General features: G+C 46.2%; 8 protein-coding genes. 7 read left to right on the top strand and 1 reads right to left on the bottom strand.

Annotated features, from left to right (window positions below; all coding sequences use genetic code 11):
* Window positions 1-126 precede the first annotated feature (126 nt).
* Window positions 127-1,071 carry a 2-hydroxyacid dehydrogenase gene (locus BBC0122_RS01840; protein WP_077990739.1) on the bottom strand — a complete coding sequence of 315 codons (945 nt, stop codon included), beginning with the start codon at window positions 1,069-1,071 and terminating at the stop codon, window positions 127-129.
* 248 nt (window positions 1,072-1,319) lie between these two features.
* Between BBC0122_RS01840 and BBC0122_RS01835 the strand changes: the two genes are divergently transcribed.
* The 7 genes from BBC0122_RS01835 to ileS all read left to right on the top strand — a co-directional run bounded on the left by BBC0122_RS01835 (window position 1,320) and on the right by ileS (window position 11,426).
* Entirely contained in the window at window positions 1,320-2,564 is a 1,245-nt protein-coding gene (locus BBC0122_RS01835; protein ID WP_077990738.1) for an aminopeptidase, read from the top strand.
* A gap of 576 nt (window positions 2,565-3,140) precedes the next feature.
* Window positions 3,141-4,016, top strand: coding sequence for a bifunctional DNA-formamidopyrimidine glycosylase/DNA-(apurinic or apyrimidinic site) lyase (gene mutM / locus BBC0122_RS01825; RefSeq protein ID WP_077990736.1), 876 nt, complete (start codon window positions 3,141-3,143; stop codon window positions 4,014-4,016).
* A gap of 165 nt (window positions 4,017-4,181) precedes the next feature.
* Window positions 4,182-5,564 (top strand): dipeptidase, encoded by a 1,383-nt coding sequence (locus tag BBC0122_RS01820; protein ID WP_077990735.1) that lies wholly within the window; start codon window positions 4,182-4,184, stop codon window positions 5,562-5,564.
* Between the two features lie 10 nt (window positions 5,565-5,574).
* Complete coding sequence (locus tag BBC0122_RS01815) at window positions 5,575-6,195, top strand: ribonuclease D (protein WP_077990734.1); 621 nt, start codon at window positions 5,575-5,577, stop codon at window positions 6,193-6,195.
* A 200-nt stretch (window positions 6,196-6,395) separates the two neighbouring features.
* Window positions 6,396-7,133, top strand: a complete 738-nt coding sequence (locus BBC0122_RS01810; protein ID WP_077990732.1) for an outer membrane protein — start codon at window positions 6,396-6,398, stop codon at window positions 7,131-7,133.
* Window positions 7,134-7,527: 394 nt separating this feature from the next.
* Window positions 7,528-8,268, top strand: a complete 741-nt coding sequence (locus BBC0122_RS01805; protein WP_077990730.1) for an outer membrane protein — start codon at window positions 7,528-7,530, stop codon at window positions 8,266-8,268.
* 242 nt (window positions 8,269-8,510) lie between these two features.
* A complete protein-coding gene (ileS, locus tag BBC0122_RS01800; RefSeq protein WP_077990728.1) occupies window positions 8,511-11,426 on the top strand; it encodes an isoleucine--tRNA ligase in 2,916 nt (971 codons plus the stop codon).
* The last annotated feature ends 5 nt before the right edge of the window (window positions 11,427-11,431 follow it).

The raw sequence follows: 11,431 nt of genomic DNA, 5'->3' as shown, positions 1-11,431 counted from the left end.
TACAGTGCTTATCTCTCGTTTATCAAGATTTCTTTTTCTCGATCACTGGATAAAATGCGCTTATAAAAAGCGCTTTCGACTTATCCGGCGACAGACTGTTTTTCATTTTTAACCGCTATCAAAGCGTCAGAGTGCCACTTCTGAAGGCAAGGGTTTGTCGGCAAAAAACGCATCGACATTTTCCACCACAAGATCGGACATTCTATCACGTGTTTCAACAGTACCACTGCCGTGATGGGGGTAGAGAACCACATTTTCAAGCGTATAAAATGCCGGATTGATATTAGGCTCGTTAAGATAGACATCAAGACCGGCCGTTTCCAATTCTTTATTTTGCAAGGCTTTAATCATGGCGTCTTCATCAATAACCGTACCGCGAGAAATATTGATAAGGGAACCGCGGTTTCCAAGTGCTGCGATAACCTCTTTGGAAATGAGCTTCTCGGTTTCCTTGCCGCCGGTTACTGCAACAACCAGAATATCCGACCATTTGGCAAGTTCCACAAGCGAGGGGAAAAACTCGTAAGCAATATCCGGTTTTTTGTGGCGACCGTAATAACCGATTGTCAGCCCGCAACTTTCAAACCGTTTGGCTATTGCATGTCCAATGCGTCCGAGACCGACGACACCTGCGCGTTTTCCGGCCGTTGTTTCTGTAAGAGCCATCGGGCCTTTCTTTGCCCACTCACCGGAGCGCACATAATGATCGCCAAAAACAAGTCTGCGACGGGCGGCGAGCATCAACATCAGCGCGACATCGGCAACGTCATCGGTCAATACATCCGGCGTATTGGTTAAACGGATTTTATGATCTTTCAGGTCTTTGAGATTGACCTGATCGAACCCCGCCGTCACACAGGCGACAAGCCCGACATGTGGCAGTTTTGAAATCAGCCTGTTATCAAAAACAATATTGCCGGTACTGATAACCGCACGACAATCTTTTGCATTTTTTTCGATAAAACCGGCACTATCCTTGGCCAAATCCGCGCGTAACAAATGGTAACGCTTGTCAAGGTCTTCCATTTGGCGGTCGCCTAGCGGGCTTAGTACCAATATATCCTGTTTCACTTTATTCTCCCTCTGGTTTTATTAAAATATTTTTCAACAAAAGATATTAATGAATGGAACTGTGCTGTCTATCGAAAAATTCAAATACCACTCATGATTTGAAAGTCATGATAGGCGATTGTTCCAATTTCCCCGTTTTTTCAAGTCTTGCTGTTTTCAAAGCGGCTTTGACATCGCGGGTAAAACTATTATCATTTGCCCGAAAACACGTCGTTTCGCGATTTATATTGTAAAAGGAAACACCCGCAATGAATGAAGACCAATCTGTTATCGATCCCCAAAAACTTGACCGGCTTGCCGAAGTTGCTGTCAAGGTCGGTCTCAACCTGCAGAAAGGTCAAGATCTCGTTCTCACAAGCCCGCTCGCGGCACTTCCGCTTGTGCGCCGCATCGCCCATCATGCTTATAAAGCCGGTGCGGGTGTTGTCACCCCTATTTTCAGCGATGAAGAGATGACACTCGACCGTTTCAAACATGCCGATGACAAAAATTTCGATAAGGCCGCAAGCTGGCTTTATGAAGGCATGGCAAGAGCCTATGCAAACGGTGCGGCACGACTTGCTATTGCGGGTGACAATCCGTCACTTCTTTCTAACGAAGATCCCGCCAAAGTATCACGCGTCAATAAGGCTACATCTCTTGCCTACCAACCGGCGCTCGAAAAAATTGCCGGTTTTGACATTAACTGGAATATTGTCTCCTATCCCAATCCCTCATGGGCGGCCGTGGTTTTTCCCGATTTACCAATCATCGAAGCGACAAAAAAACTTGCCGACGCGATATTTGCTGCTTCCCGTGTCGATAAGCCGGATGCAATCGGTGCATGGAAAGATCATAACGCCAATTTGAAAAAACATGCAAAATGGTTGAATGACCAGCGCTTTTCCGCCCTTCATTATAGTGGCCCCGGAACAGATCTCACAATCGGTTTGGCTGACGGGCACGAATGGCAAGGTGGCGCTTCAAAGGCAAAAAATGGCGTTATCTGCAACCCGAACATCCCGACCGAAGAGGTGTTTACCACTCCTCACGCCCATCGGGTTGACGGTTATGTAAGTTCGACAAAGCCCCTATCCTATCAAGGAACATTGATTGACAACATCAAAGTGCGTTTTGAAAAAGGGCGCATTGTTGAAGCTCATGCTTCAAAGGGCGAAAAAGTATTGCAACAGATACTCGATACCGATGAAGGAGCCCGCCATTTGGGTGAAGTTGCACTCGTTCCCAATTCATCGCCGATTTCTGCAAGCGGCCTGTTGTTCTATAATACATTGTTTGATGAAAATGCCGCTTGCCATATCGCCCTTGGACAATGTTATTCAAAGTGTTTCTTGAAAGGCGCAGCGCTTTCAAAAAAACAAATCGAAAAGCAGGGTGGCAATAAAAGTCTCATTCATATCGACTGGATGATCGGGTCGGGAGAAATCAATATTGACGGCATCACCGCTGACGGGAAAAAAGTTCCGGTCTTCAGAAAAGGTGAATGGGCTTAATTAAGCCCATTTTTTCAACAAAGCCCGATTTGAAAAATACGGATTCCGTTTTTTGCTAAAAATTCGACTTTTGCTAAAAATTCGACGCCTGTCTTTGAACAGGGCTAAAAACAACAAAAAGGCCGGGGAAAAACCCGACCTTCCGTTATGCGTTGACTGCCAGTACATCCGTGGTCAATCATCGCTCTATTGAACCTAATTTAGGTGTGTTATCGTGCTTTTTCAAGTAGATAACATTTAATTGTCATCTGACACTAACAGAACATCGTTAAAATTCCGTTAATTTTTCAACCGGTCTTCCAGAAAATTGAAACAGGATCAAACAATCAAATTCTCCGGCTTTCTGATGACAGTTCAAAGTCCCATAAAACTTCACGAATGGGCGATTTCAAAATTTTTTATTTCTGTTCAAAAAAATATGACCTTCTGTCATTTAAAAACATCATTTTTTTCATAAGAAAATTTTTTTTGACCTTAAAAACAGCGTTTCCGAAGATTATTTTGATAACGACAATATTTAAAGCCGGAACTGGAACGGTTGAAACAAATCCCCGACGATAAGCAAAGCAGCCGAATATGCCCGAACTTCCCGAAGTTGAAACTGTAAGACGTGGTCTTGAACCAAGCTTCACCCATGCGAAAATAATAAACGTTAAACAAAACCGGCCGGATTTGCGTTTTCCTTTTCCTGAAAATTTTCAGTCCCGCCTTACCGGGCGCGAAATTATCGGCCTCGGACGGCGGGCAAAATATCTCCTCATCCATCTTGATAGTGATGAAACCATTATCAGCCATTTGGGTATGTCCGGTTCGTGGCGAATTGAAAATACGACGCTTGGTTCCTATTATCACGAAAAAAATAAACTCGCGGTACATGACCATCTTGAAATGGTGATAGAAACACCGGACGGCCAATCGTTACACGCTATTTATAATGACCCGCGCCGGTTCGGTTTTATACTTTTGACAAAAACCGCAGAGCTGGAACACCATAAATTATTGGCCCATTTAGGCCCCGAACCTACGGGAAACGGTCTTTCCGGAGCTTATCTCAACGAGAAATTACGAAATAGGAAAGCCCCTCTTAAAGCAGCACTTCTCGATCAAACCATCATTGCCGGACTTGGTAATATTTATGTTTGCGAGGCTTTGTGGCGAAGTCACCTTTCTCCTAAACGCAAATCATCGACATTAGGGGCAAAATCTGCAACGGCGCGAAAAAAATCGGAATTGCTTGCACAAAATATCCGTGATGTCATAGCCGAGGCAATTGAAGCGGGTGGCTCTTCCTTACGCGATTACGTCCATACAGATGGTTCGCTCGGCTATTTCCAACACCGGTTTTCGGTTTATGGTCGTGAAGGGGAACCCTGTCCCGAATGCGGAAAGGCTATAAAACGAATTGTCCAATCCGGTCGTTCGAGTTTTTATTGCACGCATTGTCAAAGGTAATGTCGGGATAAGACTGGAAAATGTTCCGGAAATACGAAAAGCTGAAACATTGTGCCCGATATGATGTCATAAGAACGAACGAACCAAAATTGATTGTCAACAGCTTGCAAATCGGTTCGAGAGGCTTAAAGTTGTTTTTCAATCAACGAACCGCAGGTGCATTCCATGCTTGATAAAGTTTTATCCCGTCTCGATTTAAATCTCGATAATAGTCTGCAACATCTCTTCGAGCTATTACGCATTCCCTCTATTTCGACCGACCCGAAATATCGGGAAGATTGTCGCAAAGCTGCCGATTGGCTGGTCAATGATTTGAAATCGATCGGTTTTGAAGCCTCGCGTCGCGATACCACAGGAAATCCTATGGTTGTTGCCCATCATCCGGGACCGACAAAAGATGCACCCCACGTTTTATTTTATGGCCATTATGATGTGCAGCCGGTTGACCCGCTCAACCTTTGGGAAGATGATCCTTTCGATCCGAAAATAAAAGAGCTCAATGGCGAAAAGGTCATTGCCGCGCGCGGTGCCGGCGATGACAAGGGACAGCTTATGACTTTCGTCGAAGCATGTCGCGCTTTTAAAAATGAAACCGGTAGCCTTCCGGTTGCCGTTACCATTCTGTTCGAGGGGGAAGAGGAATCAGGCTCTCCCTCGCTACAACCATTTTTGCATGCCCACAAAGACGAATTGAAGGCCGATTATGCACTTGTCTGCGACACAACTATGTGGGATGCGGACACGCCTTCCATCTCTATAGCGCTAAGAGGCATGGTCGGAGAAGAAATTATTATTCATGGTGCCGATCGCGATCTCCATTCCGGTCATTTTGGTGGTGCAGCGGCAAATCCGATTCAAATTCTTGCAAAGATTATTGCCTGCCTTCACGATGAAAACGGCCATGTAACCCTTGAAGGTTTCTATGATGGAGTTGAGGAAACACCGGAAGCTGTTTTGAAATCGTGGAATGCACTTAACCGTGGCCCCAAGGAATTTTTAGGGCCTGTGGGCTTGTCGATACCGGCAGGCGAAAAGGGGCGCACTGTTCTTGAAATGACATGGGCAAGACCGACTGCCGAAGTCAATGGCATTAGCGGCGGCTACGAAGGAGAAGGCTTCAAAACAGTGATTGCTGCAAAAGCCAGTGCAAAAATTTCCTTCAGACTTGTTCATAAACAGGATCCGGCAAAAATCAGAAAATCATTCCGTGATTATGTCCGCTCCAAAATTCCGGCCGACTGTTCGGTTGAATTCAAAGACCACGGTGCTTCTCCGGCAATCAACCTTGCCTATGATTCGGCTCTTGTACAGCTCGCCAAGAAAGCTTTGACCGAAGAATGGAACAAACCGGCTATTCTTGCAGCCATGGGCGGCTCTATTCCGATTGTCGGTGATTTTCAATCTTTCCTCGGCATGGAATCATTGCTTGTCGGTTTCGGTCTGGACGATGACCGCATCCATTCCCCTAATGAAAAATACAATCTCAAATCATTCCATAAGGGACAACGTTCCTGGGCCAGAATTTTAACAGCCCTGGGAAATAAATAGGACAATAAGAATGGCTAAAATACGCGTTCACAAAGGCGACTTGCCTGACCTGAAAAACTATAATGTCAAGGAAGTTGCCATTGACACTGAAACTCTCGGACTGCAACCGCATCGTGACCGGCTCTGCGTTGTCCAGATTTCGCCGGGTGATGGCACTGCCGATGTTATCCAGATTGCAAAGGGGCAAAAGACTGCCCCAAATCTCGTAAAAATCCTCAGAGATCCGGATATTACCAAGATATTCCATTTTGGCCGTTTCGATCTTGCCGTATTGGCTTTGACGTTCGGCGTTATGCCGAGACCGGTTTTCTGCACAAAAATTGCCTCGAAACTGACCCGTACCTATACCGACCGGCACGGTTTGAAAGATCTGGTCGCCGAACTTCTTGAAATCAATATTTCAAAGCAGCAACAATCATCGGATTGGGGGGCAGACGAGCTGTCGTCGGCGCAAGTCGAATATGCAGCAACCGACGTTCTTTATCTTCACCGGTTAAAAGCGATTCTTGAAGCAAGGCTGATCCGCGATGGTCGGGCAAGTGTGGCAAAATCTTGTTTCGAGTTTCTGCCGTCAAGGTCGGAACTTGACCTTATCGGCTTTCCCGAAGTCGATATTTTTGCGCATAGCTGATTCGCAAAACACATTTTTAAATTACAAAACGCCGGTTTTCCGGCGTTTTTTTATCGTTTGTTTACCATAATGAAGAGCTTATAGGCTTCAAGGCTCAAAAAAATGCGCATTCCACTTGTTGTGGTATTTTTGCTACAGACTTTATACCCACGCAAACTATATTGACCTCAATCGCAATACATTTCGCGTGGAGTTAACAAATGAAAATAAAATATCTCGTTGCTGCTTCGGCTTTGGCTTTAACCGCTGCTTCCAGCGCACAAGCTGCTGACGTTGTCATGAATCAGGAACCGGCTCCGGTTGTTGCCGCTCCTGCTTTCTCCTGGACCGGCTTCTATGCTGGTGGTCAAATCGGTGGTTCATGGTCTGATACAGACCAGAAAATCAAAGGCCGTAGCGACGTAAAGGACTATGCAGGCTTCGGTAAATCATTCTCGCCGGATCCGTCAGGTTTCATCGGTGGTCTTTATGCCGGTTACAACTATGACCTTGGCAACAACATCGTAATTGGCGCCGATACCGACTGGGTATGGGGCGATATGGACGAAAGCGACAGCAAGACCTACCTCAAAGATCAAGCGGGCGAATACAAGCTTAGCGGCAAGATCAAAGAAAAATGGGCCGGTTCTACCCGTGCTCGCATCGGCTACGCAATGGATCGCTGGATGCCTTACTTTGCTGGCGGTGTTGCTTATGCCAAGATCGACTCGGATGCCAAGTTCTCCGGTGCTCGTAACAGCAAGGTCAGTGATAGCGATACTTTGACAGGCTACACTTTGGGTGCCGGCGTTGATTATGCCATGACCGACCACATCATCCTTCGTGCTGAATATCGTTACACCGACTTCGGTGACCAAGACTACGGCAACAAGGACTTCAAATATAATGTAGATTACAAGACCAACGATGTTCGCGTTGGCGTTGCCTACAAGTTCTAATTCTTTTCTGAAGAATTCAAAAAAAAGCCCCGCAGAAAACTGTGGGGCTTTTTTTATCTCGTTCAAATAAACTTTCCAATTTTCAGAGAAGCTGATATAGCGCGAATGCGTGTCTTTTACGTAAAGTATATCAGGCATATGAATTATCTGTTTTGAAAAGAACGGAGAATTTGCGAATCATAGCATTTTGACGATTTTTGATCCCGATCAAACGGGTTTTAGATCATTTTGCCGAAATGGATTGCATTAAATTTCCCCGTTTTTTCAAGCACTTTCACATTTTATTGAGGTTTTTTATTCAGTTTTTGTGAGGTGTGTCTTTCGTGCTACAGCAATTCTTATCCGGATAAACTATATAAGTTCAGACGGCATTTTATTGCATTGGAGAATAAAAATGAAAATTAGATATCTTATCGCTGCTTCCGCAGCTGCTCTCACAGCAGCTTCTGCAGCTCAAGCTGCTGACGTTGTAGCAAATCAGGAGCCGGCTCCTGTTGTTGCAGCTCCTGCTTTCTCTTGGACCGGTTTCTATGCTGGTGCCCAGATCGGTGGTTCCTGGTCTGATACAGACCTTAAAGGCAAATACAAAGATGACAAAGGTGACTGGGGTCGTAGACAGGGTTTCTCACCCGATCCGTCAGGCTTCATCGGTGGCATCTATGCCGGTTATAACTATGACCTCGGCAACAACATCGTTATCGGCGCTGATACCGATTGGGTATGGGGCGACATGGACGAGAACGACAAACGTTCTTACAACGACAATGCTTTCAGCCTCAATGGCAAGTTGAAAGAACAGTGGGCCGGTTCTACACGTGCTCGTGTCGGTTATGCAGTTGACCGCTGGATGCCTTACATCGCCGGTGGTGTTGCTTACGCCAAGGTTGATTCGCACTTCCGTGTAAAAGATTCTAACGGCAAGGTAATTCCTGGTTACTCGGCTAGCGATAGCGACACACTCGTCGGTTGGACAATCGGCGCTGGTTTCGACTACGCTATGACAGACCACATCATCCTTCGTGCTGAATATCGTTACACCGACTTCGGTGACGAAGACTACAGCAAGAACAACGTCAAGTACAATGTTGACTACAAGACCAACGATTTCCGCGTTGGTGTTGCTTACAAGTTCTAATTTAAACGAACTTTGTTTTGGAAAGGCTCCGTATTTTACGGGGCCTTTTCTTTTTGTCCATTTTTCAGTTTTCTTTCTGTTTCATCTCATGATAAAGCCATGCATCATGAGTCATTGTTATCCTGACCTATGGACGTTGCGAATTATTAGCCCGATCTTTACCCTTGCCTGAAAAGTGCAACGGTTTGAAAGATCGGGAGAGTGTAATTTCAAAGCTGTGACGTTCTACGGGAATTTTCGATATGTCAAATAAAGACCAAGCCATGGATTATTCAAAAACCCTTTATCTGCCTAAAACAGACTTTCCTATGCGTGCGGGACTGCCGCAAAAAGAACCGGAAATTGTCAAACGCTGGGAAGACATGGATCTCTATAATGCACTACGCAAACAGGCGGTTGATCGCCCGCTTTACGTGTTGCACGATGGCCCCCCCTATGCCAATGGAGACATCCATATCGGGCACGCTTTGAATAAAATTCTGAAAGATACAATCGTTCGTTCTTTCCAGATGCGCGGTTATAATGCCAATTATGTACCCGGTTGGGATTGCCATGGCCTGCCGATCGAATGGAAGATCGAAGAAAAATATCGGGCAAAGGGCAAGAATAAAGACGATGTTCCGATTAACGAATTCCGTCAGGAATGTCGGGAATTTGCCAAACATTGGGTTAAAATCCAGTCGGAAGAATTCAAACGGCTTGGCATTATCGGCGATTTCAAAAATCCTTATACGACGATGGCTTTCCATGCAGAGGCACGCATTGCCGGTGAATTGATGAAATTTGCCATGTCTGACCAGCTTTATCGCGGTTCCAAACCCGTTATGTGGTCGGTTGTCGAAAGAACCGCTTTGGCAGAAGCGGAGGTCGAATATCACGATGTTGAATCCGATACAATCTGGGTCAAATTTCCGGTTTTGAAAGCCAAGGCCGATGATTTATCAGGGGCTTTTGTTGTTATCTGGACAACCACACCGTGGACAATTCCCGGTAACCGTGCTGTTGCCTATTCTTCGCGTATTCCTTATGGGCTTTATCAGGTTGTGGATGCCGAAAACGATTATGGCCCCAAGCCCGGTGAAAAACTGATCTTTGCCGAGGCATTGGCTGAAGAAAGTGCAAAAAAAGCAAAACTGACTTTCAGAAAACTTCGCCCTTTGAATCCTTCCGAGCTTGATACGATGCTGCTTTCGCATCCGCTCAAAGGTTTTGCCAATGATTACGCTTTCAAAGTTCCGCTACTTGACGGGGACCATGTAACGGCGGATTCCGGTACCGGTTTTGTTCATACAGCACCAAGCCATGGGCGCGAAGACTTTGAAGCGTGGATTGCCAATAAAGGAAAAATTGAAGCGCTCGGCATTGATTCATCCATCCCCTTTCCGGTTGATGATGCCGGATATTATACCAAAGACGCTCCCGGTTTCGGCCCCGATCGCGAAGGCGGTGCTTCACGCGTCATTGATGATAATGGTAAATATGGCGACGCCAATAAAACCGTTATCGCCCTGTTGATTGAAAAAGATATGTTGTTTGCCCGCGGGCGTATCAAACACTCTTACCCGCATAGCTGGCGGTCGAAAAAACCTGTTATCTTCCGCAACACACCGCAATGGTTTGTCTATATGGACAAGAAACTCTCTGACGGTACAACATTGCGCGAGCGTGCCCTCAAAGCTGTTCACGATACACGTTTCGTTCCGCCGGCAGGACAGAACCGTATCGGCGCAATGATGGAAGATCGCCCTGACTGGGTATTATCGCGTCAACGTGCATGGGGTGTTCCCATTGCAATTTTCGTTAAAGAAAATGGTGAAATTCTCAAAGACGAAGCGGTTAACAAGCGTATTGTCGAGGCTTTTGAAAAAGAAGGTGCCGACGCATGGTTCAAGGAAGGTGCGAGAGAGCGTTTTCTGGGTGAACATGCCAAAGAGGATTGGCAACCGGTTCATGACATTCTCGATGTCTGGTTCGATTCGGGTTGTACGCATGTGTTTACTCTTGAAGATCGCCCCGATTTGAAATGGCCTGCCGATCTTTATCTTGAAGGCTCGGATCAACACCGCGGCTGGTTCCACTCGTCAATGCTTGAAAGCTGCGGAACGCGCGGAAGAGCTCCTTATAATACCGTTCTAACCCACGGGTTTACGCTCGATGAACAAGGCAAGAAAATGTCGAAATCATTGGGTAACACCGTAGCACCTCAGGATGTCATCAATAGTTCGGGTGCCGACATTTTGCGCCTTTGGGTTATGACAACCGACTATTGGGAAGACCAGCGTCTGGGAAGAAATATCATCCAGACCAATGTCGATTCCTATCGGAAACTCCGCAATGTTATCCGCTGGATGCTTGGCACACTCGCCTATGACGAAGGCGAAAATATCGCTTATGAAGCCATGCCCGATCTTGAAAAGTTCATGCTGCATCGCCTTTACGAGTTGGACAGGCTCGTTAATGATGCCTATGATGGGTTTGATTTCAAACGCATTACCCGCGCTTTGCTTGATTTTTCGATCGTTGACCTCTCGGCCTTCTATTTCGATATTCGCAAAGATTCGCTTTATTGCGATGCGCCTTCTTCTATAAAACGCAAATCCGCCATCCATGTTGTACGTGAAATTTTTGAACGCATGGTCACATGGCTTGCGCCGATGCTGCCATTCACAATGGAAGAAGCCTGGCTTGAACGTCATCCGGAAAGCAAATCGGTTCACTTCGAGCAATTCCGCAAGACACCCGATAGCTGGTGTGACAATGAACTGAATGAACGTTGGCGCAAAATCCGTCAGGTTCGTAAAGTTGTCACAGGTGCATTGGAACTTGAACGGGCAGAAAAACATATCGGCTCTTCTCTGGAAGCAGCCCCTGTTGTCTATATTTCGGATCTCGACTTGCTGGAAGCGGTAGAGGGTATGGATATGGCTGAAATTTCTATAACCAGCGATATTGTCATTACCAATGCCGAAGCCCCGAAAGACGCTTTCAGGCTTGATGATGTCAAGGGTGTTGCTGTGGAATTTCATAAAGCCGAAGGGACGAAATGTGCACGCTCCTGGCGTTACACACAAGATGTCGGAAGTGATCCCGATTATCCGGATGTATCGGCGCGCGATGCTGCCGCTTTGCATGAACTTCATGCACTTGGCAAAATCTGATCTGA

Source organism: Ditibartonella choladocola, from assembly GCF_002007565.1.
GTDB lineage: Bacteria > Pseudomonadota > Alphaproteobacteria > Rhizobiales > Rhizobiaceae > Bartonella > Bartonella choladocola.
This window is presented reverse-complemented; position numbering and strand designations above follow the sequence as displayed.

Bases quoted from the DNA above. Each gene is read 5' to 3' on its own strand.
- BBC0122_RS01835 (WP_077990738.1), top strand. From the start codon at position 1,320: ATGAATGAAGACCAATCTGTTATCGATCCCCAAAAACTTGACCGGCTT.
- BBC0122_RS01815 (WP_077990734.1), top strand. From the start codon at position 5,575: ATGGCTAAAATACGCGTTCACAAAGGCGACTTGCCTGACCTGAAAAAC.
- BBC0122_RS01810 (WP_077990732.1), top strand. From the start codon at position 6,396: ATGAAAATAAAATATCTCGTTGCTGCTTCGGCTTTGGCTTTAACCGCT.
- ileS (WP_077990728.1), top strand. From the start codon at position 8,511: ATGTCAAATAAAGACCAAGCCATGGATTATTCAAAAACCCTTTATCTG.
- mutM (WP_077990736.1), top strand. From the start codon at position 3,141: ATGCCCGAACTTCCCGAAGTTGAAACTGTAAGACGTGGTCTTGAACCA.
- BBC0122_RS01820 (WP_077990735.1), top strand. From the start codon at position 4,182: ATGCTTGATAAAGTTTTATCCCGTCTCGATTTAAATCTCGATAATAGT.
- BBC0122_RS01805 (WP_077990730.1), top strand. From the start codon at position 7,528: ATGAAAATTAGATATCTTATCGCTGCTTCCGCAGCTGCTCTCACAGCA.